The sequence below is a fragment of the Streptomyces sp. NPDC059866 genome, from assembly GCF_042731325.1.
GTDB classification, from domain to species: Bacteria; Actinomycetota; Actinomycetes; order Streptomycetales; family Streptomycetaceae; genus Streptomyces; species Streptomyces flavusporus.
This window is the reverse complement of the sequence record NZ_JBHWJT010000030.1, coordinates 57982-81648: the sequence shown is the minus strand read 5'-3', so window position 1 is coordinate 81648 and position 23667 is coordinate 57982. Positions and strand designations below refer to the sequence as shown.

General features: G+C 70.6%; 17 protein-coding genes and 1 pseudogene. 8 read left to right on the top strand and 10 right to left on the bottom strand.

Annotation, left to right across the window (positions count from 1 at the left end):
* Positions 1–767: 767 nt before the first annotated feature.
* Positions 768–3188 (top strand): SpoIIE family protein phosphatase, encoded by a 2421-nt coding sequence (locus tag ACFV7R_RS35970; RefSeq protein WP_385271364.1) that lies wholly within the window; start codon positions 768–770, stop codon positions 3186–3188.
* A gap of 71 nt (positions 3189–3259) precedes the next feature.
* Here ACFV7R_RS35970 and ACFV7R_RS35965 read toward each other — a convergent pair whose 3' ends face one another.
* The 7 genes from ACFV7R_RS35965 to ACFV7R_RS35935 form a co-directional block, all read right to left on the bottom strand.
* Complete coding sequence (locus ACFV7R_RS35965; protein ID WP_385271361.1) at positions 3260–3592, bottom strand: putative quinol monooxygenase; 333 nt, start codon at positions 3590–3592, stop codon at positions 3260–3262.
* A gap of 96 nt (positions 3593–3688) precedes the next feature.
* Entirely contained in the window at positions 3689–4771 is a 1083-nt protein-coding gene (locus ACFV7R_RS35960; protein ID WP_385271358.1) for an ABC transporter ATP-binding protein, read from the bottom strand.
* A gap of 1 nt (position 4772) precedes the next feature.
* Positions 4773–5861, bottom strand: a complete 1089-nt coding sequence (locus ACFV7R_RS35955) for an ABC transporter ATP-binding protein (protein ID WP_385271355.1) — start codon at positions 5859–5861, stop codon at positions 4773–4775.
* Positions 5858–6703 carry a carbohydrate ABC transporter permease gene (locus ACFV7R_RS35950; RefSeq protein WP_385271352.1) on the bottom strand — a complete coding sequence of 282 codons (846 nt, stop codon included), beginning with the start codon at positions 6701–6703 and terminating at the stop codon, positions 5858–5860. Before ACFV7R_RS35950 ends, ACFV7R_RS35955 begins: the two co-directional genes overlap by 4 nt.
* Entirely contained in the window at positions 6700–7578 is an 879-nt protein-coding gene (locus ACFV7R_RS35945) for a carbohydrate ABC transporter permease (RefSeq protein ID WP_385271349.1), read from the bottom strand. The genes ACFV7R_RS35950 and ACFV7R_RS35945 overlap by 4 nt, the downstream gene beginning before the upstream one ends.
* 77 nt (positions 7579–7655) lie before the next feature.
* Complete coding sequence (locus tag ACFV7R_RS35940) at positions 7656–9257, bottom strand: extracellular solute-binding protein (RefSeq protein ID WP_385271346.1); 1602 nt, start codon at positions 9255–9257, stop codon at positions 7656–7658.
* An 18-nt stretch (positions 9258–9275) separates the two neighbouring features.
* A complete protein-coding gene (locus ACFV7R_RS35935; protein ID WP_385271344.1) occupies positions 9276–10301 on the bottom strand; it encodes an NAD(P)-dependent alcohol dehydrogenase in 1026 nt (341 codons plus the stop codon).
* A gap of 182 nt (positions 10302–10483) precedes the next feature.
* On the opposite strand from ACFV7R_RS35935, the gene ACFV7R_RS35930 reads away from it, so the two are divergent.
* Complete coding sequence (locus tag ACFV7R_RS35930) at positions 10484–12268, top strand: sigma-54-dependent Fis family transcriptional regulator (RefSeq protein ID WP_385271342.1); 1785 nt, start codon at positions 10484–10486, stop codon at positions 12266–12268.
* Between the two features lie 158 nt (positions 12269–12426).
* On the opposite strand, the gene ACFV7R_RS35925 is transcribed toward ACFV7R_RS35930, so the two are convergent.
* Both ACFV7R_RS35925 and ACFV7R_RS35920 read right to left on the bottom strand, forming a co-directional pair.
* Positions 12427–13065 (bottom strand): hypothetical protein, encoded by a 639-nt coding sequence (locus ACFV7R_RS35925; RefSeq protein ID WP_385271339.1) that lies wholly within the window; start codon positions 13063–13065, stop codon positions 12427–12429.
* 25 nt (positions 13066–13090) lie between these two features.
* A complete protein-coding gene (locus tag ACFV7R_RS35920; RefSeq protein ID WP_385271336.1) occupies positions 13091–13522 on the bottom strand; it encodes a hypothetical protein in 432 nt (143 codons plus the stop codon).
* A 159-nt stretch (positions 13523–13681) separates the two neighbouring features.
* Here ACFV7R_RS35920 and ACFV7R_RS35915 point away from each other — a divergent pair.
* From ACFV7R_RS35915 to ACFV7R_RS35895, 5 genes and pseudogenes are all read left to right on the top strand, one after another.
* Positions 13682–13754: pseudogene (locus ACFV7R_RS35915) on the top strand.
* Positions 13755–13810: 56 nt separating this feature from the next.
* Positions 13811–14965, top strand: a complete 1155-nt coding sequence (locus tag ACFV7R_RS35910; protein WP_385271333.1) for a gala protein — start codon at positions 13811–13813, stop codon at positions 14963–14965.
* Positions 14962–16764: an ankyrin repeat domain-containing protein gene (locus ACFV7R_RS35905; protein WP_385271330.1), complete on the top strand. Its 1803-nt coding sequence runs from the start codon at positions 14962–14964 to the stop codon at positions 16762–16764. Before ACFV7R_RS35910 ends, ACFV7R_RS35905 begins: the two co-directional genes overlap by 4 nt.
* Complete coding sequence (locus ACFV7R_RS35900) at positions 16761–17957, top strand: AAA family ATPase (protein ID WP_385271327.1); 1197 nt, start codon at positions 16761–16763, stop codon at positions 17955–17957. The genes ACFV7R_RS35905 and ACFV7R_RS35900 overlap by 4 nt, the downstream gene beginning before the upstream one ends.
* A gap of 8 nt (positions 17958–17965) precedes the next feature.
* The gene (locus tag ACFV7R_RS35895) at positions 17966–19177 is read left to right on the top strand and encodes a VWA-like domain-containing protein (RefSeq protein ID WP_385271324.1); all 1212 of its coding nucleotides are present in this window, start codon (positions 17966–17968) and stop codon (positions 19175–19177) included.
* A gap of 49 nt (positions 19178–19226) precedes the next feature.
* On the opposite strand, the gene ACFV7R_RS35890 is transcribed toward ACFV7R_RS35895, so the two are convergent.
* Positions 19227–22175: a BTAD domain-containing putative transcriptional regulator gene (locus ACFV7R_RS35890; protein ID WP_385271321.1), complete on the bottom strand. Its 2949-nt coding sequence runs from the start codon at positions 22173–22175 to the stop codon at positions 19227–19229.
* Positions 22176–22362: 187 nt separating this feature from the next.
* Here ACFV7R_RS35890 and ACFV7R_RS35885 point away from each other — a divergent pair, with 187 nt between their 5' ends.
* The gene (locus ACFV7R_RS35885; RefSeq protein WP_385271319.1) at positions 22363–23580 is read left to right on the top strand and encodes a serine hydrolase domain-containing protein; all 1218 of its coding nucleotides are present in this window, start codon (positions 22363–22365) and stop codon (positions 23578–23580) included.
* Positions 23581–23667: the final 87 nt, after the last annotated feature.

Sequence of the window (23667 nt, the reverse complement as noted above, 5' to 3'; positions counted from 1 at the left end):
CTCCTGCCTGCGTCCTTTCCTGGAGCATCCTCGCGATGTGCGGGTTCGTCTGTGCGAAGAAGGTCCCGGAGAAAACGAGCACGTCCACCTGCTTCATGGCGCCCAGAAGCAGGGAGAGCCACACATCGCCGGGGAGACGCTCGCCCGGTTGGGACAGGTGTCAACGAGTTCCGAGCGGGCCGTACCGGGCCGTTGAGCTCCCTGGCCGTTCTCCGGCCACAGGTATGTCTCGTCTACGCGCAGCAGGTTCGCGACCGTCCAACGGTGCCGGCGGTGGGGGACCCGGCCACCAACCCACCGGCTGGCGGTCTTGGGGTCCACGGAGCAGGCTTCGGTCAACTCCTCCACCTCAGGCCGCGTTGCACAAGCGCGGAACGCAGTCGCTCATTCACTCAGGCAAGCCAATCGGACCGGGACAGCGGGCCGCAAGTGCGATGGCACGCTGGTCGTGTCATTGGCGGGGGAACTCGCTGAGAGCCACGGAGGAGACTACTTCCAGGCTGATCGATGCCTTCTCCGCTGCTCGCGGCGCGAAGGGACAGAGTGTCGGCCGCGGAGGCTGTGGCTGCTGCGCGAGTCCCGCCAGCGCAAGAGGGTCACTGCCTGCCGTAATCCCTCGTGCCCGCCACGGCGTGCCGCGCCGTGGGCGAGGCCGCGGCCGCACCGGGTTCACTAGGCTTGCCATGCAACAGCAGGTCAGCGGGGCATTCAGGAACGCCTGGCCACCGACCCGGAGTACAAGGTGGTGTCCAGCGGTGGAGAAGCGGATGACGGAGTTCAGCGAGATCCATGACGATCCGTTCGCCCTGCACCTTGCCGCCTTGGCGGTGCTCGACGACCGGGGAGCCGTGGCCGGATGGAACCGGCGGGCCCAGGAACTACTCGGCTATCCGGACACAGCCGTGCTCGGTCGTCCGGCTTTCGAGGTCTTTGTCGATCCTCCCGATCTGCCGGCGGTCAGGAGGGCCGCGGCGAGGTGCAGGAGAGCCGGCGGCTGGTTCGGGCTGCTCAATGTACGGCACCGCGACGGGCGGCTCGTGGAGATGGGGCTCAGGGCCCATGCGCTCTCACGCGATGGCCGGGTCCGTGAGTGGGTTCTTGCCGGGGCCCTCGCGGTGGACGTCCTGGAGTGGCAAAGGGACCGGGCGGTCCTGGACGGGTTGTACCGCCGGTGCCCGATCGGCCTGGTCGTCCACGGCCCCGACCTGAGGATTCTCCGGGTCAACCGGGCCATCGAACGCTTCAGCGGCGTCCCGGCAGCGGACTTTCGTGGGCTGCCCACAGGCTCTTTCCTCCTCCCCGATGACGCGCGCAGGGCCGTGGACCGTGTGCGCCAGGTGATCGAGACCGGAAGGCCGATGCTCTACTCCGAGCAGTTCGTTCGCCTGGAGCTGGATCCGGCACGAGAGCAGGTCGCGATGGTCTCGTCCTTCCCGATGGAGGATCCCTCCGGCCGCATCCTGGGTGTGGCCGAGATGATCGAGGACATCACCGCACGCCATCGAGCCCAGCGTCGGCTCGCGCTCCTCGACCAGGCCGGCAGCCGTATCGGAACCACGCTCGACGTGGCAGAGACCGCCCGGGAACTCGCCGAGGTGATGGTGCCCCACCTCGCCGACCATGCGTCAGTGGACCTGCTTCAGCCGGTGACGCGCGGTGAGGAACTGACGCAGGCCCTGGCGGGGCCCGTAGTACGAGTGGGGGCCTGCAGCGTCGGTGCCCAGCAACCCGGCCCGCCCCACCCCCAGGGCGAGCCGGTGGAGTTCGGGCCCGACGCACCCCAGGCCAGATGCCTGGCCGAAGGACGGCCCGTCCTGGAACCGGTTCTCCCGCCCGACTGGTTCTCCAGGGACGGCCGCCAGGGGGACCACGCTCCGGACCTGGGCGCCCACTCGCTGATCGCGGTCCCTGTTGCCGCCCGTGGCCTGGTGCTGGGCGTGATGACCCTGTGGCGTTCGCGCCGCCCCGATCCCTTCGAGGCCGACGATCTCACCCTCGCCCAGGAACTCGCCTCACGCGCCGCCGTCGCCATCGACAACGCCCGGCGCTTCACCCAGCAGCAGCAGACCGCGTTCACCTTGCAGAGCAGCCTGCTACCCCGGGCGGTTCCGGACCAGTCGGCCGTCGAGGTGGCCCTGCGGTACCTGCCGGCCAGCGCGGCACCTGGCCTGGGCGGCGACTGGTTCGATGTCATTCCTCTGTCCGGCGCCCGGATCGCCCTCGTCGTCGGCGACGTGGTGGGACGCGGCATCCACGCTGCCGCCACCATGGGTCGGCTGCGTACCGCCGTACACACGCTCGCCAGCCTCGACCTGGAGCCGGACGAGGTCCTCTCCCGCCTGGACGATCTGGTCCTTCTGCTGGCGGCCGAACAGGAAGCAGTCGGCGAACGCCCCGTGGGCGAGCAGGTCGTCGGCGCCACCTGCCTGTACGCCGTGTACGACCCGGTCTCCGGGCGGTGCTCCGCGGCCCGTGCCGGCCACCCGCCACCGGTGGTGACCGCTCCGGACGGAGAGGTGGCCCTGCTCGACCTGCCCGCCGGCCCACCGCTCGGCCTCGGCGGCCTGCCGTTCGAGGCCCGGGAGGTCGAACTGGCCGAGGGAAGCCTGCTGAGCCTGTACACCAACGGACTCATCGGCGAGCGTCATATCGATGCCGACGTCGGCCTGACCAAGCTGTGCGCCGCGCTCACCCGCCCTGCGGACCCGCTGGAACGGACCTGCCAAGCGGTGGTCGACTCACTCGTGCCCGCGCGCCCCAGCGACGACGTCGCGTTGCTGATCGCCCGCACCCGCATGCTGCCGGCGGACGATGTCGCCTCCTGGCGTCTGCCGCTGGAGCCTGCCAGCGCCGCCCGGGCCCGGGCATTGACCTCGGCCAAGCTGAGCGAATGGGGCCTGGGGCACTTGGCGTTCACGACCGAGTTGATCGCCAGTGAACTGGTCACCAACGTCTACCGCTACGCCAGTGGCCCCGCAACCCTGCGGCTGATCCGTGAACGGTGTCTGGTGTGCGAGGTCAGCGACACCAGCCACACCTCACCCCACCTGCGCCGCGCCCGTACCACCGACGAGGGCGGGCGCGGCCTGTTCCTGGTGGCCCAGATGGCCGAACGCTGGGGCACCCGCTACAGCCGCGAGGGCAAGACCGTGTGGACCGAACAACCACTGGCCGGCATGTTCACCTGACCGTCTCGGGCCTCGCCGGGCGGCCCCGGATCCGCCGAGGACGGCAGCGGCCGCACCCGGCGACGGGACCGCTACTCCTGGCCGGGGACCGCCATCTCCCCGAGCAGCGACCAGTCGTGCTGCGGAACGGTCATGTTGACGATGCGCGGCGTCTCGGCCAGATGGGGCGGCAGCGTCTGCTGCGCAGCCTTGAAGTGCGCGGACCGCACATGCGCGACCCCGGCCTCGTCGTCGCGGAAAGCCTCCACCAGAACGTATTCCGTCGGGTCCTCCACACTGCGCGACCACTCGAACCACAGGCAGCCGGGCTCGGCGCGCGTGGCCTGGGCGAAGTCAGCAGCGATCTCGGGCCAGCGGTCGGCGTGCTCGGGACGGACCCGGAACTTGGCGGTGATGAAGATCATGGGATTCCTTCGCTGATGTCTTGGATGTCTTGGCGTCGTTTCCGCCGCGTGCGGCGGCGCGGGGGAGGGGAGGGTGGCGCGGGCGTGCCCGGCGGGTCATGACGGCTGGAGTACCAACTGATCGTCTGCGTACGGAAGTACCTTGGCGCGCGGCAGATGGACCAGGATCTCCTCGCCCGCCGGCACCCCCTCCTCCCGCAGTGTCTTGGTCCTTACGAGCTGCCCGGCCACCTCGACCTCGAGCACGCGCTGCGCGCCGTGGTCCGTGACGCTCCGCAGTCTGCCGGGGAAGGTGTTGGGGCCGGGGTCCGTGACGATCTTGACGTACTCGGGCCGGACGCCCACCTGGACCTCGGTCGTACTGTGCGGGATGTCCCAGGCGGCGGACAGCGCCCGGCCACCCAGCGCGAGGCTTCCGTTGCCCCGGTCCACGGTCAGGAAGTTCATCGCCGGTGAGCCGATGAAGTAGCCGACGTAGGTGGACGAGGGCGCCTCGAAGAGCTGCTCAGGCGTGCCCTGCTGCACGGCACGGCCGTCCTTCATCACCAGCACTTCCTGCGCGAAGCTCATCGCCTCGTACTGGTCGTGCGTCACGTAGATCACGGTGGGCCTGAACTGCTCGGTGATCGCACGGATCTTGCGCCGCAGCAGGTGCTTCAGCTGCGGGTCGATGACGGTGAGCGGCTCGTCCATCAGTACGGCCGCAACGTCGTCCCGGACCAGGCCGCGGCCGAGTGAGATCAGCTGCTTGTCGTCGGCGGTGAGCCCGCGGGCGGGCTGCCTCAGCCGACCGTGCAGGTCCAGGGCCTCGGCGACCTGCCGGACCTTGGCGTCGATCCTCGCCCTGTCCCAACGTCGGCACTGCAGCGGGAAGGCGAGGTTCTCGTAGACCGTCATCGACTTGTAGATGACGGGGAACTGGAAGACCTGGGCGATGTTGCGGGCCTTCGTGGGCAGGGCGGTGACGTCGACGCCGTCGAACAGCACCTGTCCCTGGGACGGTCTGACCAGGCCGGACAGGATGTTCAGCAGCGTCGTCTTGCCGCAGCCCGAGGGGCCGACCAGTGCATACGTCGTGCCGGACTCGAAGGTCAGGTTCAGCGGTTTGAGAGCCCACCGTTCCTCTTCGACACCCGGCGCGTACGCGTGCCCGACGTCGACGATGTCCAACTGCGCCATGTCAACGCCCTTCCACTGAAGCGAGATCGTATGAAGGTGTCCGCACGAGCGTTCCCTGCTCGTCGAAGGCGAACAGCCGGTCGGGACGGAGCCGCAGTTTGACCAGGTCGCCGAGGGCGACGTCGTGGATGCCCTCGATCTGTACGACGAAGGGGCTCTCGCCGACGACCGCGTGGACGAAGGTCTCGGAACCGGAGATCTCCACGAAGGTGACTTCGCCTTCGACCCCGCTGGAGGCCAGGCCGACGTCCGTGGCGCGCAGTCCGAACTGGTAGGCGCCGCCGGGAAGATCGGCCAGGTGCGAGGAGACATGTGTGGCCTGGAAGCCGGCCACCGTGACCTGGCCGCCCTCGATCCGGCCCGCGAAGATGTTCATGGGCGGGTCGTTGATGATGGACGCCACCGTGGTGGTCGCCGGGCGTTCGAAGACCTCCTGCGGGGTGCCGGTTTGGAGGATCCGCCCTTCGTGCATGACCAGCACCACATCACCGAGCATCATCGCCTCGGCGGGTTCGGTGGTCGTGTAGATGACGATCGTGTCCCCCCGATCCGAGAAGAGGGTCTTGAATTCGTCGCGCAGTTGTTCGCGCAACTTGTAGTCCAGGTTCGCCAGCGGCTCGTCGAGCAGGAGGATGCCGGTGGCGCGTGCCAGGGCTCGGGCCATCGCGACGCGCTGCTGCTGGCCGCCGGAGAGCTGGGACGGCTTGCGTGCCTCGAAATCCGAAAGCCCGACACTCGTCAGGCTCTGCCGGACCCGACGCTGGATCTCCTCCTGTGACAGCCCGGCCCGCTTCAGCGGGAAGGCCACATTGTGGAACACATTGAGGTGCGGGTAGTTGATGAACTGCTGGTAGACCATGGCGGTGTCGCGCCGCCACACCGGCGTCTTCAGGAAGTCCGCTCCCGCCCGGGTCAGGGAGCCGGAATCCACTTTCTGCAGGCCGGCCAGGACCCGCAGCAGCGTCGTCTTTCCGGCCATCGTCCGGCCGATGACGGTGTGGAGCCGTCCCGGCCGGAAGGTTGCGGTCACGTTCCTGAGGTGGTCGACGCCGTCGACGGTCAGGCACAGATCAGTGGCGTTCAGGTTCATCGGACCGCTCCCGACAGGTTCCCCTTGGACAGATAGCGCTCCACCCGGATGGCGAGCAGGATCAGCGGTGTCACGCCGAAGAGCGCGGCGGCGGACAGCGTCCACCACGGCGGAATGGAGGAGTTGAGGGCGACGACCGCCTGGGGCAGGGTCTGGACCTCGGTGAAGGTCAGCCGGAAGGCGAAGAAGAAGTCGTTCCAGCCGAACACGGCGCAGAACATCGCCGCCACGGTCAGGCCGGGCAGGGAGTTCGGCAGGATCGCCCGTACGAAGGTCTGGAACGGGCCGCAGCCGTCCAGCATCGCCATCTCGTCGATCTCCCGCGGAATGCCGTTGAAGAAGTCCACCATCACCCAGACCGCGATGGGCAGCAGCAGTGCGACCGTCACGATGACCAGGCCGGGGATGCTGTCCAGGAGGCCGCCCCACTGCAGGAGGTAGAAGAAGGGGATCACCAGGACGACCGGCGGCATGATTCGTTGTGAGACGAAGAAGAAGACGATGTCGCCGTTCTTGATGAAGCCCAGCCTGAACCGGTAGCGGGACAGTGCGTAGGCGGCCAGGGACCCCAGGGCCAGGCTGATGGCCGACGCGGTGATGGTGACGATCGCGCTGTTGACGAAGGGCTGGATCACATCGACACCGCCGGTTCCGCCGAAGATGTTGCGCCAGCCAGTGAGGGTCGGTTGGTACTGCGCCCAGGGGATGTAGGTGGGACCGCCCTGGACCGCGTTGGCGTTCTTGAAACTGGTCGTCATCGCCCAGAAGAACGGTCCCGCGACGAAGCAGGCCCACAGCGCGATCACGGTGTATTTGAATACGGGATAAAGGCGTGACCTCATGAGTCCCCCTTCAGCTTGAAGGCCCTGGTGAGCAGGGCGGCGACGACCGTGAGCGTGACGCTCATCAGCACCAGGTAGATCAGGGACATCGCGCCGCTGTACCCGGTCTGCTGGTCCCTGAGCCCCTGGATGTAGAGGTAGTAACCCGGGGTCTCCGTGGAGGAGCCCGGCCCGCCGGAGGTCAGTACGTAGACGCTGTCGGAGAGCTTGGACGCCTCGATCAGCCGGATGACGACCGCCGCGACCGACACCGGAGCCATCAGCGGGAAGGTCACCTTCCAGAAGGTGCGCCAGGTGCCCGCGCCGTCGATCGCGGCGGCCATGAACGGCTCCTTGGGAAGGCTCAGCAGGCCGGCCAGCAGCAGGAGGAACATGAAGGGGGTCCACTGCCAGACCTCGACGGTCATCAGCGCGACCAGTGCGGGCCCGGACTCGGTGAGCCAGGGAATCCTGGTCAGGTCCAGCATGTCCAGCAGATCGTTCGCCGGTCCCAGCGACTCATGGAAGATCGTCTGCCAGATGGCGGCCATCACCACGGGCGTGGTCATCATCGGGACGAGGAACAGCACGCGCCAGAATCTGCGGCCGCGTACCTCGCGCCAGACCAGCAGGGCCATGCCGAACCCGATGACGTACTGGATCAGGACCGTGCCGCCGGCCAGCAGGATCAGCCGGGTGATGGACGCCCAGAAGCGGCTGTCGTGCAGCACGGCGGTGTAGTTGGCCCCTCCGATGAAGTCCATGTAGGGGTTGCTGACGTTCCAGCCGGAGAAGCTGACGCGGATGGTGAACAGAAGCGGGAAGATGATGATCAGAAAGAGCGTGAGCAGTCCGGGCAACAGGAACATGCTCTTGTGTCGGCGCAGGCCGTCCATGGTTCTCCTTGCGGAAGGGGGCGGGCGCCCCCGGGTGGCCGGTCCGGTCCGGCCACCCGGGGCATCCTGCGGTCGGATCAGGAGTTGTCCTCGAGCGCGACCACGTTGCGATAGGCGCTCTGGACCTTGTCCTTGCCGATCTGGTCGGTGATCTCGAACCATTCCTGGGCCACGTCGTCCAGTGCCCGCTGCGGGGACTGCTGGCCCGCCAGAGCCGCGGCGACGCCGTTGGCCAGCGCGGACATGTACTGGTTGACGCCGGGAACACGCAGGTCGAACATGCGGTTGGGGTTCTTCTCCATGCCGGAGAGTGTTCGGACGTACGATTCTGCGGCGTCCTTGTCCCAGCCCTGCTTCTGCCAGAACGCCGGGTGGAAATGGGCGTTGCGGTAGGGGTTGACACCGAACCGGCCGATGGTCAGGTCGAGGGCGGTGTTGGCTTCGTTGCTGAAGAAGCACAGGTAGTCGAAGGCCATCTGCTGGTGGCTCGAGGACTTGGCCACCGCCGAGGTCCATCCCCAGGTGAAGTAGGGCGCCTGGTTGGCATTCTTGTCCCACGACTTCGTGGTGCGGTTGTAGACCTCAGTGGAGCCCGGCAGCGGCGCCACCTCGACCTTGTTGCGGATCCTGCTGTCCGGCTGCTGGGCCTGGATGAAGGCGTCGTCCCACGAGTACGACATCAGCGTCTGCCCGCCGCCGAAGGAGAAGATCTCGTCTCCCAGACCGAAGTTGGCGCCGCCGGGTGCCCACGTGGACTTGGCCTTGACCATGTCCTCCAGGGCGCGGACGAAGCCGGGCGTGTTGATCAGCGGCTGCATGGTCTCGACGTCGAAGAAGACACCGCCCTCGACGTCCGCGTTCTTCACATAGGGCGCCGCCCGGCTGATGAACGCGGAGAACGTCAGGTCGTCGCGCTTGGTCACCTCGGCACTGCCGTAGTTGCGCTTGCCGTCGCCGTCGAAGTCCTTGCCGCTGAAGAACTCGGCTATCTGCTGGTACTCGGCCCACGTCGTGGGGACCTTCAGGTCCGTGCCCGTGGCCTTCTTGTACTCCGCCTGCCGCTTGGGGTCCTTCAGCACATCGGTGCGGACCTTGAGGTAGTGCCGGTCACCGTCCACCGGGTACTGCACGACCTTCTCGTCCCAGGTCGCCACGTCCATGTAAGCCTTGGTGACGTCCTTCATGCCGGGGGTGTTCAGGTACTTCTTCGGTACCGGTGCCAGATAGGGGGCCATGTCGCCGATCCACAGGGACGGGTAGAACATGACGTCGTACGCCGGCTGGCCCGCCTGAAGGGGCGTGAGAATCTTCTGGTGCAGCTCGCCGAAGGGGACGTTGACGACCTCGATCTTCCCGCCGGTGATGTCCTCGAACTGCTTGGCGTGCAGCTGAGTCGGCTCACCGATGACGGGAACGGCGTGGCTGATGATCTTCAGTGTCTGTCCGGAGTAGTCCTTGCGGCTGATCGCTTCGTAGCTGCAGGGTCCGGGGACGTCCTTGACCTTCGTGGCCGGGTAGTCCTTGCCGTACTTCTGGTAGCTGATCTCCGAGCCGGGCTTGAAGAGCGCGGCCTTTTCCTTGGGCTTTTGCTGTTCCTGGCTCTGGGCGGTGCACGCGGTGGCGGTCAGGGCCGCGACGGCCGCGACGGCGACCAGGGCCGGGTACGGTCTGCTGCGCATGGGGCTGCTCCTGCGGTGTCAGGGGATCAAGATCGCTCGGCCGCGCACGGCCCCGGAGTCCAGGTCGTCGAGGGCCTGCTGGAAGGAGGCGAGGGGGTAGCGCCGGGTGTGCAGGGTGACCTTGCCGCGGGCCGCCAGGACCATCAGCTCGGAGAGGTCGTTGTAGGACCCCACGAGGTTCCCGATGAAGTTGATCTCCGTGGAGATGACGTCGATCGTCGGAACGTGGAGGTGGCCGCCGTAGCCGATGACGTAGTAGTTGCCGTTGCGGCGCAGGCAGGCCACGCCCGTCTCGACGGCACCCCCCTCACCGACGAAGTCCAGGACGGCCTCCGCCCCGTGCCCCGAGGTGAGGCCCCGCACGCGGTCGGCCTCGCTTCCGTCCGCGACGAGCGTGTGGTCGGCGCCCAGTTCCTCGGCCAGCGCCAGGGCCTCCGGGCTGCGGTCGATGACGATCATCTCGACCGGCGACAGGGCCCGCAGCACCTGAATCCCGATGTGCCCGAGCCCGCCGGCACCGATGACCACGACCCTGTCACCGGGCCGCAGTACCCGGGCCGCCTTGGCGACAGCGTGGTACGCCGTGAGCCCGGCGTCGGCCAGGGCCGCCACCGAGGCCGGCTCGAGGGACGGAGCGAGCGGCACGACCGAGCGGGCGTTGGTCTTCAGGTACTCGGCGTAGCCCCCGTCGGCGTCGATGCCGGGGAAGGCCGAGTTCATGCAGTGCACGTCGTCGCCGGCCCGGCAGGCGCGGCACAGACCGCAAGTCACCAGCGGGTGCAGGATGACCGGGTCACCGACCTTGACGTGGGTGACGGACTGCCCGACCTCCGCGACCCAGCCGGCGTTCTCGTGACCGATCGTGTACGGCAGGGTGACCCCGCTCTTGTCCTTCCACTGTCCTTCGAGGATGTGCAGATCGGTCCGGCAGACTCCGGCGCCCCCGATCTTCACGATCACATCCAGCGGACCGGTGATCTGCGGATCGGGCACGTCCACGAGCACGGGCGGCTCGTCGTACTCGATCACCTGCACGGCCTTCATGGCGGCTCCCTGTGGGTCGGCGGGTGGGTGGTGCGCCGATTACACAGGCCGTCGCTCGCAGGTCGATGTCTCAGAAGTCGTCCGCGGATGTCTCAATGTGATACACGCCGTAGGCGCCACGCCGTCGGGCTGGTCCAATCACTGCATCGAGGGAATGTGACGCGCGCAGTACGGGAGTGTTAATGCCCCGCCACCAGCCCGGAAGCTCGCTGAGAGCAGCCAGAGAGCTCTACCTGGAAGTCACCAAGGATCCAAGCGCCCGGCCGCTTGTCGTGGCCTCGTGGCAGCGCTCGATGGAGCACAAGGTGGAGTCGGGCAGCCTCGACGCTCCGTACCTGGACAACCCCAACCTCGACAGCCCCCTCGCCAGGGCGGCGCTGCCGATCCTGGACAGGCTGCACGAGCAGCTCGCCGACGACCCGGTGTCCATCATGATCACGGACCGGAACGGCGTGGTGCTCTCCCGGAAGGTGTCCCACGAGGGGCTGACGACGAACCTCAACCGCGTGCAGCTGGCCCCGGGCCATGTGTTCGCCGAGCGCTACGTGGGCACCAACGGCATCGGGACCGCGCTGGCCAGCGGCCGTCCGGTCATGATCGCCGGAATGGAGCACTACGTCGAGGCGCTGCGGGACTTCCACTGCGCGGCCGTACCGATCCTGCATCCCACCCGGCGCACCCTGCTGGGGGCCTTCAACCTCACCACCATCCGTCAGGGCTCCGACGGCATGCTGATGGCCTTCGCCCGCTCGGTCGCGGCCCAGATCGAGGGTGAGATCGCGGCGATCACCTCGCGGCGCGAGCGGGCTCTGTTCCATGACTACATGGAGGCGTGCTCCTCGGTACGTCCGGGCCCCGTGCTGGCCCTGAACCGCGATGTCGTCATGATGAACGAGCAGCTCAGCACGGCGGTGACCGGGCCGGATCACTACGCGCTGCTCGACCACGCCCGTGAGATCGCCGACAGCCCCCGGACGGAGGGGACGCGCAGCATCGCCCTGCCCTCCGGACGGGTCGCCGAACTCAGGGTCAGTCGCTGTCGGCGCGAGGACAGCGACGCGGGCGCCGTCTTCAGAGTCCGGCTGATCGGACGCCCGCAGCAGGGACCCGCGGTTTCCGCCGCGCCTGCCCGGTCCGACCTGGGACTGGTGGGCTCGTCCCCGCCCTGGCTGCGCGCGGTCGCCGACAGTCAGGCGGCGTTCGTGGCCGGGACGTCGCTGCATCTCCTGGGCGAAGCCGGCGTCGGCAAGAGGACGCTGGTCGAGACCCTGCACCGGGCCCACGGCGCCGGACGCCGGCTGGAGATGACGCAGCCGCCGCTGTCCGATGCGCCTGCCGTCACCGAGGGCTGGCTGCATGACATCGGAGAGCTGCTCGCCGTGCCGTCCAACGTGCTTGTCCTGCGCGACGTTCACCTGTTGGGCGACCAGCTGCGGCAGCGACTGAGGAACCTGCTGACGCACCTGGACGGCCCCGCCACCGGGCAACTGGTCCTGACCAGCCAGCCGTCGATGGTCGGCACCGATGACCAGCTCGACCAGCTCTGCGGTGCCTTGGTGGAGGTGCCGCCCCTGCGTCATCGCCCCGGGGACATCGAGTACCTGGCGCGGTTCTTCCTGCGCAAGTACCGGCCGAGCGGTGAGAGCAGGTTCTCCCCGGATGCCCTGACCATGCTGCAGCGATGCCCCTGGCCGGAGAACGTCCGGCAGCTCGAGTCCGTGATGCGCGGGCTGGCGCGGCGGCCTGCCGGCCCGATGATCCATGCCGAGGACCTGCCGCCGGAATGCCGGGTGTCCTCGCACAGGGTCCTGACCACCATCGAGGCGCTCGAACGCGACGCCATCCTGCGCGGGTTGATGGACCACAACTCCAACGTCCAGCGCACTGCCCAGGACCTCGGTATCTCCCGCGCCACGATGTACCGCAAGATGCGCCGTTACGGCATCGTTCCGTCGAGTCTGACCTGACGGGCTGCCTCCGGGGGCGTCGGGCAGCCGTGGCGTGCGGCGCTGCTCGATGTCGCCGTCGGGGCGCGTACACCGCACGGAGACGACGGGACCTGGGCCGCTGGGCGGACTACGCGGGGTACTGAAGCCGCTTGCGTAGCCCGCCCGCGCAGCCGCGGTCATTCGGCGGCGGCGAGCAGCCGTGCCTCGCTCTCCTCGTACAGCCGCCGGTTCTCGAGGCTGTCGGCGGCGCGGCGCCAGTGGTCCAGACGGCTGCCCAGCCAGCCCGCCAGGTAGCCGAACGGGACGGAGACCAGTCCGGTGGACTGCATCGGGAACAGGGCGAAGTCGGCGTCCGGGAAGACGGCGGACGGCGTGCCCGAAACGGCCTTGGAGAAGACCGTCAGCACCAGCGCGCAGGCCGCGCCGCCGTAGAGGGTGGCGAGCAGGCCGGTGCGCGTGAATCCCCGCCAGAACAGGGAGTAGGTGAGCGCGGGTGCCACCGCCGATGCCCCGATGCAGATGGCCAGAGTGGTCAGCACGCCGACGTTCCAGCCCTGGACCAGGGTGGCGAGCCCGATGGCAACGGTTCCCACGCCCACGCTCGTCCACACCGCCACCGTCATCTCCGTACGCGGCTCCGCCTGCCCCCGCCGCGCCACATGGGCGAACAGGTCGTGGGCCGGCGACGAGGCCGCGGCCAGGGTCATCCCCGCGACCGAGGACAGCAGGGTGGTGAGCACCATGCCCGCCACGGCCGAGTAGAGAATTGTCGTGGCCGTGGAGCCGGGGGCCCCGCCGAGCACCTGCGACAGCATGAGCACCGACGTCCTGCCGTGTGGGTCAGCCGCGGTGATGGACTGCGATCCCACCAGCGCCCGCGCCCGTACCCATGATGATCACGAGCAGGCAGAACGTGGTGACCGTGCCGACCGCCCACGACATGGAGCGACGCACGGCCGGTACGTCCTGCGCGGAGTACAGACGCATCGTGATGTGGGGCAGGCAGGCCACGCCGAGAACCACGGTGATCTGGAACCCGATGAAGTCCAGCCGCTCACCGGCCGAGGTGCCCAGCTGAAGGTCCTGCTGGAGGAAGGCGGGGCCCGCGCCGCTGCCCTGCTGGGCGGCTCTGAGCACGTCGCCGGGACTCCGGTCGAAGCGGTTCAGCACCAGGGCGGCGACGACCGCGCTGGTGGCGAGCAGGAAGACGATCTTGACCATCTGAACGAGCGCGGTGCCTCTCATACCGCCGAGCGCCGCGTAAATGATCATAGTTTTGGGTGTTGGAGTGCGCGTTTCCACCATGGAGTTGGTGTCGGGGCGTCCGTGCCCCGCCGACCGTACGCATATATTCGGCCGCGCCGCCTGGCGCAATCGCATCACACTGGTGATCGAAAACAGGTGCGGAGTGTGGCTATGATCGTGCGCAGCAAGGCCGTAGCGCAGAGGTCGTCGCGCCCACGCATCGAGCTGGAGGACGTCGGTTCGAATCCGACCGGTCTTGCGCCTACTTGATGTCGACGCGGACGCCGGGCCCCGGCGAAGACCGGTGGAGTGGTGATGACCCAGCCGACAACGCCCGTGCGCTGCCCCGCGATCGAGCACCCCGATCTGCCGCTCGCCGACCCCGAGGAGCTCGGGCCGCTGATGGCCCGCCTCGCCGACGCGCGGCCCGTTGCCGACGACGAGACCTTCCCGCTCGGCACCCTGCGCGCCGACGGTCGGGTGGACCTGTGCAAGCAGGGACTCGGCGCCGACGGCGCCGCCCGGCTGCTGCCCGTCGCCGCCGCCTCCCCGCACGCCGCCCATCTGCTCCTCGGCACCAACTCCCTCGGCGACAACGGAGTCCGGTCGGTCGCCGACGCCCTGGTCGCCGCGCGGGACGCCGGCGCCTCCCACGGGATCCACACCCTCTACCTCGGTTGCAACCGCATCGGCCCGGACGGCGTGACCGCCCTCGCCGCGGCACTCGCCGACGACACCACGCTCCGCGCCCTGTGGCTCAAGCGGAATCCCGTCCGGGAGACCGGTGCCCGCACTCTCGCGGGGCTGCTGCGCCGCAACACCACCCTGCGCACCCTCGATCTCGTCAACTCCGGCATCGGCCCCGCGGGCGTACGGGTGCTCCTCGACGCCCTCCTGGACCGGGAGGCCCCGCTCGAACGGCTCTTCCTGGGCGGCAACGGCCTGACCGCCGCCGACGCCCCGCTGCTCGCCGCCCTCGTCCGTGACGCCGGCGTCCGTGAGCTCTATCTGACGGCGAACCACCTCGGCGACGAGGGCACCGCCGTCCTGGCCGCCGCGACCGACCCCGCAAGGCCCGTCCGGCTCGGCCTCGGCGGCAACGACATCGGCCCCGCGGGCGCCCGCGCTCTCGCCGACGCCCTCGACGGCATCGAGACCCTCGATCTCGGCCGGGCCATGTCCGAACGCAGCCTCGGCTCCACCGGCAACGCCACCGGTGACGACGGCGCCCGGGCCCTGGCCGCCGCCCTGCCCGGCAGCCCGCTGCGCCGCCTCGAACTGCGCCACACCGGCATCACCGGCCGCGGCGCGAAGAGCCTGCTCGCCGCGCTGCCCGAGCGGCACCGCCTCGAGTACGTGGGCCTCGGCCCCGGCCTGCCCCGTCGCGTCAAGCGGTCCTTCGCCGAGCGGCTGCGCCCCGTCCGGCCGACCCACCCCGACCTGCGTGCGATCGGCAGCGTGTACCGATGAGCCGGCGTCCGCTGCCCCCCGCGGCCCTGTCGCCGGAGGACGCCTCCGCCTGGGCCCGCATCCGCCGCTACGCCGTCCCCGGCTGGATGATCGAACGCGCCACGGAAGCACGCCTGGCAGGTGACTGGCGGGCCGCCTGTGCCGTGGCCGCGGTGGACGTCCCGGACGACCTCGACCCGGAGCGGATCGCCGACCGGTACGGCCCGGATGTGGCAGCCCGGGTGACCGACGACCTGCGCCACCTGGCACCGGACCTGCTGCGCTGGCACCTGCCGCGCACGCTCAGCGGCCACACCACGCTCACCCCCGGCCGACGGGTCGTCCTCGCCGCATACGGGGGCTCCGGCCCCGTCCTGTCGCTGACGAACTCCCCGATGCTGGAAGGACCGCAGCGGCTCCGGCTGCACTTGGGCCCCGCCATCGCGCCCGCGCGCGACCGGCTCCACGGCCTGACGTACGTCACCGAGGACTGGACCGCCGCCCGCCGCTTCTGGGACGTCCGCCGCACCGGCGAACTGCGCCACAGCGCGGGCCCCGCCGACTCCGGCCGTCTGCCGTTCCTCCACCCGGACGGCACCCCGCTCGCCGTCGGGGAGCTGCCCGCCGAGGACCCGGGCCCCGCCGACCCGGCCGCCCGCGCCGAGTGGGTCGCCGTCCTGCAGGGCCGTGGCGCCCACATCGAGGCGTACGCCGCCGCCGGACTCGACCTCGACCTCACCCCTCCACCGCAGGGCCCGCGCTCCTACCGGCAGCTCGACGTCGCCCAGCTCATCACGTACTTCGCACCCGACCTCACCCGCATCGCCCCCGAGATGCGTCTGCTGGAGCGCGCCGGACGCGGCACGTGTTTCCGTATCCCCGTCGACTGGCGCGGCTGCCTTCGGGTCACCCTCGCGGCCGCCGACGGGGCCCCGCCCCAGGTCGTCGGCAGGGACCGCGGCCAGGAGGAGGACGTCCCCCGCCTGCCCTCGTACGCCTGGCAGCGACTGCCCGACATCGGCCTGCTGCGCGCCGGCCGGATCCGGCCCGAGGACCTGCACCCGCTGGTCGCCGCCGCGCTGTTCCCGCAGGCCGGACCCGCTGCCGGCCCGCCCGGCCCGACGACGCCCGCGCCGGTCCGCGTCCGCTGCGGCGGCGTGTGGCACGAGGTCGTGTCCAGGAACGGCGTGCTCGACATCCCGCACACCGAGCAGGAGCGGCAGCGCGAACTCGCCCTGCGCGCCTTCGGCGGCTCCGTGTCCGGCTGCTTCGCCACCCAGCACGCCTGGACCAGTGGCGAGGGACGGCTGCCGCGCGCCCTGCGGGACCAGCGGCGCGAGCTGTTCCAGCATGTCCAGCACGGCGACACCCCCGCCGTGCTGGCGCTGCTCGACGCCGGAACGGACCCGCACGTCCGCGACCGCAGAGGGCGCAGCCTGCTGCACGTCCTCCAACTGCTCGACCACCGGGAACTGCTGCCGCGACTGCTCGCCGCCGGGCTGGACCTGGAGGCGCAGGACAAGGCGCACCGCACCCCGCTCCAGAGCGCCGTCCACTACGGAGGGTCCGCCGCCCTGGTCAGGGACCTCCTCGACGCCGGCGCCAGGATCGACGTGATCGACGAGATGGAGCTCTCCCTCGCCCAGGTGATCCGCCGTTACGAACGGACCGACCTGATGTTCCTGCGCCGCCGCGTGCTGCAGGAGCACCCCGGCATCGGCTCCGAGTGGTGGGACGAATACATGAGCGAGCAGGACTCCGAGCCCGACTGGGACGAGGACGAAGAGCTGCCCGCACAGGACGAGGACATCCACGCATGACCGGTTCCCTTCCCGTTCCCGCCGCTCTCGCGGCGGCCGACGCCCTCAACGCCCGCATACGCGTCACCCGCACCGAACCGGCCGGCAACCCCCAACTGGAGGCTCTCGCCCTGGCCGTGACGGCGAATCAGCCCGTTCTGCTGTGGGGCGAGCCCGGCATAGGCAAGTCGGCCGGCATGGAACAGCTCGCTGCCGCCCTCGGCGTGCACCTGGAGACGGTCGTCGCCAGCGTCCACGAGCCGTCCGACTTCGCCGGGCTGCCGATCGTCGGCGAAGACCCGGCGGCCTCGGGCGTGCCGATGGCCCCGCCGGACTGGGCCGTCCGGCTCGCGCGCACCGGGCACGGGCTGCTGTTCTTCGACGAACTGTCCTCGGCGCCACCGGCCGTGCAGGCCGCCCTGCTGCGGGTGGTCCTCGAACGCCGGGTCGGCAGCCTGGCCCTGCCGGAGTCGGTGCGGATCGTCGCCGCCGCCAACCCGCCCTCCAGCGCCGCCGACGGCTGGCACCTCAGCCCCCCGCTCGCCAACCGCTTCGTCCACCTCGACTGGACGCACGACCCGCGCACCGTGGCCCGCGGCATGGCCGGCACCTGGCCCGAGACGGTCCTCCCCGCGGTGGAACCCGGCCGCGTGCCCGGCGCGGTCGCCCGCGCCCGAGGCGTGATCAGCGGTTTCCTGACCGCCCGGCCCGGCCTGGTCCACCACATGCCGAAAGAGGCCGAGGGCCGCGGCCGCGCCTGGCCCTCCCCGCGCACCTGGGAGATGGCGCTGCGCCTGCTCGCCGCCGGGTACGCGTCCGGCGCCGGACGCGAGGCGCAGGCCGCCGCCGTGATGGGCGCCGTCGGCGAGGCGGCCGGCATCGAGCTGCTGTCGTACCTGGAGAACCTGGACCTGCCCGACCCCGACCGGGTGCTCGCCGACCCGTCGGCCTTCGCGCTCCCCGACCGCGGCGACCGCCAGCTGGCGTTCCTCATCGCCGTGGTCGCCGCCGTGCAGAGCGAACCCACTCGCCCCCGCTGGGAGGCGGGCTGGGACGTCCTCGCCAAGGCCGTGGACGCCGGAGTGCCCGACGTGGCCGCGCGGGCCGCTCGCGACCTCGCCGCGATGCGCGAGCCCGACTGGCCGATCCCGCCCGGGATCGACGCCTTCCTGGAACTGCTCCAGCTCGCCGGCGCCCTGCCGGGCGCGCGCTGACCGGCCCCATGGCTGTCACCGGGGGCCCGGCCGACGGGCTGGACCGCGCCAAGCTGCTGGCCGCGCGCTACAAAGCGGCCGAGGCACGCCCGTACCTGGCCTCCGCCCTGTACGCCCTGACAGTCGTCGCCTCGCAGCAGGTGCGCACCATGGCCGTCGACCGGTACTGGCGCTGCTACGTCGCACCCGACTTCGTCGAGAGGACCGACGTCGAGGAACTGGCCGGGGTGTGGATCCACGAGGCGGCGCACCTCCTGCGCGACCACCACGGCCGGGCCGACCGGCTGCCCGCGGCCGACCAGCGCGACCGCCTGCGGGTCAACATCGCCCAGGACTGCGAGATCAACGACGACCTGGTCTCCGACGGGCTGCGACTGCCCGAAGGGCGCATGGAACCCCGCATGTTCGGTCTGCCCGAGGGCGGACTCTTCGAGGAGTACCTGCCCGGCATTCCGGCGACGTCCCTCCACCCGGTGGACTGCGGGTCCGGCGCGCACGGCGTACCGGCGCCCTGGGACCTGGGGGAGAAGGGCGGCGAAGGCGTGGCCGGCCTCGGCCCCGTGGAGGCCGAGGCCCTGCGCCGCCAGACCGCCCAGGCCGTCCGCGCCCACCGACGCTCCCGGGGTTCGGTGCCGGCGGGCTGGCGGCGCTGGGCGGAGGAGGTCCTGGAACCCACCGTCGACTGGCGCAAGGCGCTCACCGGCGCCGTCCGCGAGGCCGCAGCGTGGGCGGGCGGTGCGGTCGACTACACCTACCGGCGCCCCTCGCGCCGCACCCCGGCCCTCGGCGGCCGGGTGGTGCTGCCCAGCCTGCGCCGACCGCTGCCACGCGTGGCGATCGTCGTCGACACCTCCGGCTCGATGGGCGAGGACGATCTCGCGGCCGCGCTCGCCGAGGTGTCCGGCGTGCTGCGCGAGGTGGGTGTCGGAGGTAACCGGGTCGCCGTCCTCGCCTGCGACGCCGACGTCCACGCCGTCGCCAGGGTGACCGCCGTCGACCAGGTCGAACTGGCCGGCGGCGGCGGGACGGACATGACCGTCGGCATCCGGAATGCGCTCGCCGCACCCGAACCGCCGAACATCGTCGTCGTGCTCACCGACGGGTACACCCCGTGGCCCCCGGAACCTGTCTCCTGCCGTCTGATCGTCGCCCTGATCGGTGAGGACGCCCCTCAGCCCCCCGACTGGGCCGAGACCGTACGGATCACCCCGACCCGCTGACTGCGCCCTTCGTGCGTACGGAGCCGCCTGGGAACGCGCCGACGAGCGGTCAGCCGTCGGCAGCGACCGTCGGGGCAGACGTGAGGGCACGCAGGTCGGCGAGTACCTGCGCGTCCGTTCCTTCCAGGGCGGACAGTGCGCTGCCCCATCGGCTCAGGGCCGCCCGTTCGTCCCCGAGTGCTCTCAGGACGTGCCCGAACTCGTACTCGGCGAGGCCCCGACCGTAGGAGTCGCCGCGCGTGGCGGCTTCCTGGAGCAGCGCCGTGCACACTTCCCCTGCTTCTCCGAGTCGGCCCAGCGCCCGCAGGGCCTGGGCCTGGCCCAGGCGCGTCTCCCGCTCCGCGTTCCAGTGCGCCCCGTCGGCCGCCATGACGCGCAGCGCCTCTTCGAAGCTCTGCAGGGCCCGGGCGGGCTCGCCGAGGCCCAGGTGGGTGCGGCCCATGTTGCACAGGGCGACCTGCTCGATCACGGCGCTGCCGGCCTCCCGGGCACGTTCCCTGCTGCGCAGGTGGTACGAGAGGGCCGAGCGCAGGTCGGTGAGTTCGGCCACGTACCCCTGGTGCCCGAGGAGCATCGCTTCCTCGCCGGGGGTGAGGTGGTCGGGGCGCAGTGCGAGACACCGTGCCAACGTCGCTCGGGCGTCGGCGCCCTGGTCGAGTTCGCGCAGCAGCGCGGCCCGGTTGCCGAGGTGACGCATCCGGGCCACGTCGTCGGCGAGGTGCTCGCTGAGCTCCACGGCTTCGTCCAGAAGCAGCAGTGCCTGTCGGACGCGTCCGGCCGAGTAGTGCGCGGAGGCGAGGTGGCCCAGCGCCCGGCCTTCGGCCGCGGTGTTGCCGCTGGACCGGGCAAGGGTGATGGCGTGCCGCGTCAGCCGTTCGAGATCCTGCACCCGGCCGCGGTCGTGCAGGTAGGGGAACAAGGCATTGATCAGGTCCAGGGTGCGGGTCGGGCCCAGGCGTCCGTGCGCACCGGAGCCGGCCAGAACCAGCAGGTTCGGCGCTTCCGCGGCACCCCAGGCGAGTGCCGCCGCCGTATCGGCGAAGACCGTGCCGGTCCGGCCCCCGGCGTGCTCGGGCGCTCGCCCGGTCCCCGGCCGCAGGGCCGCGGCGCAGTGTGCGAGCCGTTCCTGGTACCAGCGCAGGGACCGTTCGACGGCTTCGGTGTTCCGGGCCTGCTCACCCGGCCGGCCGGCGAGTTCCCGGGCGAAGTCGCGGACCAGGTCGTGCGGGGCGTAGCGGCCCCAGCCCACTTCCTGGAGCAGCGCCACCTCCGCCAGACGGTCCAGGGTCCTCTCGGCGCTGCGCTCCGTGCAGTCCATGGCGGTGGCCATCAGCGGTGCCCCGTACTCGGGCAGGTCCAGCGCACCGATGAGGACCAGGGCCGCGGCGGCGTCACCGTCGCGCGGATCGTCCGAGCCCAGAAGCGCCTCATGGGCCGCCATCAGGGATCGGCGCACGCTGAGGTCCTCCAGTTCGAGATGGTCCAGGCGGTCCTCCTGCCGGGCGAGGCGTTCGACCAGTTTCTCCACCGGAAGGGTCCGCCGGCTCCGCAGACGGGCTGCGGAGACCTGCAGCGCCAGGGGCAGGTGGCCGCACAGAGCCACGAGCCGGGCGACCGGTTCGGCGTCGGACGCGGCCCAGGACCGGCCCGAGGCCCGCTCCAGCAGGAGGGCGCTGTCCGGCGGTGAGAGCGGTTCGAGCCGGACATGCGTGGCGGCTCCCAGGGTGGCCAGCGGCCGTCTGCTGGTCAGCAGTACGGCGCAGCCGGCGCCGGCCGGCAGCAGCGGACGTATCTGGCTCACCGAGGCCGCGTCGTCGAGGACGAGCAGCGTGCGGGTGGGGGCGAGCGCGGAGCGCAGCAGGGCGGAGGCGGCCTCCACATCGCATGGGATCCGCCGGGCGTCCATCCCGAGGCCGTGCAGGAGAACGGCGAGGGCGTCGGCGGGTTCGAGGGGGGCCACGCCGGGTGTGGCTCCGTGGAGGTTGAGATACAGCTGGCCGTCGGGGAACGCGTGCCGGAGCTGTTCCGCGATGTGCAGGGCGAGGCCCGTCTTGCCCACGCCCGGCATTCCGCTGATCACGGCGAGTGCAGTGCGGCTGCGACCGGACTCCAGCGCCGTACGGATCTCGGCCGTGTGCTCGGCACGGCCGACGAACTCACCGGGCGGCGCGGGAAGCTGCGCCAGCCGCGGGGGCGGCCCTGCCGACGGGGGCCGCGGGCCGGCCGCCGGAGGGGCGGGTGATGCGCGGTGCGGGACGGCCGCGCTGCGGAGCAGCACCTCCCGGTGGGCGTCCTGGACGGCGGGGCCGGGCTCCACTCCGAGTTCTTCGACCAGGCTCCGGCGCAGCGACCGGAAGAGTGCCAGCGCTTCGGCCCGGCGGTCCGTGCGGCCGAGGACGAGCATCAGCTGGCGGTGCAGCGTCTCCCGGAACGGATGCTCCTTGACCAGGACACCCAGTTCGGCGGCGAGCCCGTCGAGGCGGTCGAGGTGCAGGAGAGCCTCGAAGCGGCATTCGAGCGCCTGCAACCGCTGCTCCTGGAGGAACGTCACCACGGGGTGGCCGGCGACGGCGGGCACATCGGCGAACGGTGCGCCCCGCCACAGCGCCAGGGCGGCACCGGCGTTCCGCTCCACCACCTCCCAGTCCTCCCGGTTGCGGGCCTCCTGCGCTCGGCGTACCCGCCGTTCGAACACGTCGCGGTCCAACTCACCCTCGCCGACGCGCATTTCGAGCCCGTGGGGCATGGTGCGCAGCCGTGTGCCGCCGACGTCGTGGAGGCTTCGCCGCAGCCGGGCGACGTGGTTGTGCAGCGAGGCGGTGGCCGTCGGCGGTGGCTCCTCGCCCCACAACACCGCCATCACCGTGTCCAGCGGCACCGTGCGGTTCGGCTCCAGCAGCAGTACGGCGAGCAACGAGCGGGGCTTCGATCCGCCGAGGGCGACGGCCACGCCGTCGTCGTCGACGGTCGTCAGCGATCCCAGTACTGCGAACCTCACCGGCCCTCCCCCGCGTCGGACGCCGGACACCGAACGTTCGGCGTCCGGCATCGATCGAAGAACATCATCTTCGTTCAGTGATGGGCTTGGTTCAACGTCACATCATCGCCGTTGGCGGGGTGTTGGTGGCCGGTTAGGGGTGGTCGGCACGATGCGTGTCCCGCAGGCCGAGAGAGGGTTGGTGCACATGTCGACACGCCGGACACGGAGGACGCTGCTGGGCGTGACAGCGATCGCAGCAGCAGGTTCGGCCCTGCTGACGACGCCTGCGGCCGCGGCCGGCGGCACGGTGACCGCCGCGGAGACGCGGGAGTCCCGGCACGCTGCCACCCAGGCCGCCATGGATGCGGCCGTCGCCGCGGGCGTGCCGGGTGTCGTGGCCGAAGTACGCGACACCCGCGGGGGATGGAAGGGCACCTCGGGCGTCGCCGACCTCTCCACACAGCAGCCCCGCGGCAACGGCGACCGGTTCCGCGCGGGAAGCGTCACCAAGACGCTGGTGGCTACCGTCCTGCTCCAGCTCCAGGCGGAAGGGAAGGCCGATCTCGATGCCACGGTCGACCACTACCTCCCCGGCCTGGTGCGGGGGAACGGCCACGACGGCACGAAGATCACCGTCCGTCAGCTGATGAACCACACCAGCGGCATCTTCAACTTCACCGAGGACGCCGCGTTCTCGAAGAAGGTGCTGGGCATCGAGTTCCTCGAGTCCCGCTACGACGACTGGACTCCGCAGCAGGTCATCGCCCTCGCCCTGCAGAACCCGCCCCAGTTCGAACCCGGCACCTCCTGGAAGTACTCCAACACCAACTACCTCCTGCTGGGGCTGATCATCGAGAAGCTGACCGGCAGGCCCTACGCCGAGGAGATCGAGCGGCGCATCACCAGGCCGCTCGCGATGCGCGCCACGTACTTCCCCGGCACCGACCCGTATGTCCCCGCGCCCACCCGGCACTACTCCACCTTCACGGAGGACCCGGGGAAGACCTACGACGTCACCGAACTCAACCCGTCCTGGGCCTGGGCGGCGGGCGAGATGGTCACCAACTCCGCCGACCTCAACCGCTTCTACACCGCCCTCTTCGGCGGCAGGCTGCTGCGCCCCGCCCAGCTCCGGCAGATGACGACCACGGTCTCGACCGAGGGCAACCTGCCGCGCCAGCGCTACGGCCTGGGCCTCATCGAGTACGAGACGCCCTGCGGGATCAAGGTCTGGGGCCACTCCGGCGGTATCCACGGCTCCTCGACACAGGCCTTCGGCACCAAGGACGGCCGGCACATGATCGCTCTGAACTTCAACGGCGACTGGGTCGGTGGCGGCAAGAACGTCGTCTCGGCCGAGTTCTGCCCGCCCGAACCCGCAACGGCGTCACCGGCACCGACCTCCGTGGACAGAACACCCTAGGGCCTGTCCGGCGAATCATGCCGCAGACGCGGGTTCTGGCACGCCCATCTGCGGCGTTGTCGTCGGTTGCCGACGCTCCGCGTCGAC

What these genes read in the sequence shown, in the direction of transcription:
- ACFV7R_RS35905 (WP_385271330.1), top strand. Translation starts at nt 14,962, where the DNA reads ATGAGCCGGCGTCCGCTGCCCCCCGCGGCCCTGTCGCCGGAGGACGCC.
- ACFV7R_RS35940 (WP_385271346.1), bottom strand. Translation starts at nt 9,257, where the DNA reads ATGCGCAGCAGACCGTACCCGGCCCTGGTCGCCGTCGCGGCCGTCGCG.
- ACFV7R_RS35935 (WP_385271344.1), bottom strand. Translation starts at nt 10,301, where the DNA reads ATGAAGGCCGTGCAGGTGATCGAGTACGACGAGCCGCCCGTGCTCGTG.
- ACFV7R_RS35910 (WP_385271333.1), top strand. Translation starts at nt 13,811, where the DNA reads ATGACCCAGCCGACAACGCCCGTGCGCTGCCCCGCGATCGAGCACCCC.
- ACFV7R_RS35960 (WP_385271358.1), bottom strand. Translation starts at nt 4,771, where the DNA reads ATGGCGCAGTTGGACATCGTCGACGTCGGGCACGCGTACGCGCCGGGT.
- ACFV7R_RS35955 (WP_385271355.1), bottom strand. Translation starts at nt 5,861, where the DNA reads ATGAACCTGAACGCCACTGATCTGTGCCTGACCGTCGACGGCGTCGAC.
- ACFV7R_RS35925 (WP_385271339.1), bottom strand. Translation starts at nt 13,065, where the DNA reads ATGCTGTCGCAGGTGCTCGGCGGGGCCCCCGGCTCCACGGCCACGACA.
- ACFV7R_RS35895 (WP_385271324.1), top strand. Translation starts at nt 17,966, where the DNA reads ATGGCTGTCACCGGGGGCCCGGCCGACGGGCTGGACCGCGCCAAGCTG.
- ACFV7R_RS35950 (WP_385271352.1), bottom strand. Translation starts at nt 6,703, where the DNA reads ATGAGGTCACGCCTTTATCCCGTATTCAAATACACCGTGATCGCGCTG.
- ACFV7R_RS35945 (WP_385271349.1), bottom strand. Translation starts at nt 7,578, where the DNA reads ATGGACGGCCTGCGCCGACACAAGAGCATGTTCCTGTTGCCCGGACTG.
- ACFV7R_RS35930 (WP_385271342.1), top strand. Translation starts at nt 10,484, where the DNA reads ATGCCCCGCCACCAGCCCGGAAGCTCGCTGAGAGCAGCCAGAGAGCTC.
- ACFV7R_RS35970 (WP_385271364.1), top strand. Translation starts at nt 768, where the DNA reads ATGACGGAGTTCAGCGAGATCCATGACGATCCGTTCGCCCTGCACCTT.
- ACFV7R_RS35920 (WP_385271336.1), bottom strand. Translation starts at nt 13,522, where the DNA reads ATGATCATTTACGCGGCGCTCGGCGGTATGAGAGGCACCGCGCTCGTT.
- ACFV7R_RS35900 (WP_385271327.1), top strand. Translation starts at nt 16,761, where the DNA reads ATGACCGGTTCCCTTCCCGTTCCCGCCGCTCTCGCGGCGGCCGACGCC.
- ACFV7R_RS35885 (WP_385271319.1), top strand. Translation starts at nt 22,363, where the DNA reads ATGTCGACACGCCGGACACGGAGGACGCTGCTGGGCGTGACAGCGATC.
- ACFV7R_RS35965 (WP_385271361.1), bottom strand. Translation starts at nt 3,592, where the DNA reads ATGATCTTCATCACCGCCAAGTTCCGGGTCCGTCCCGAGCACGCCGAC.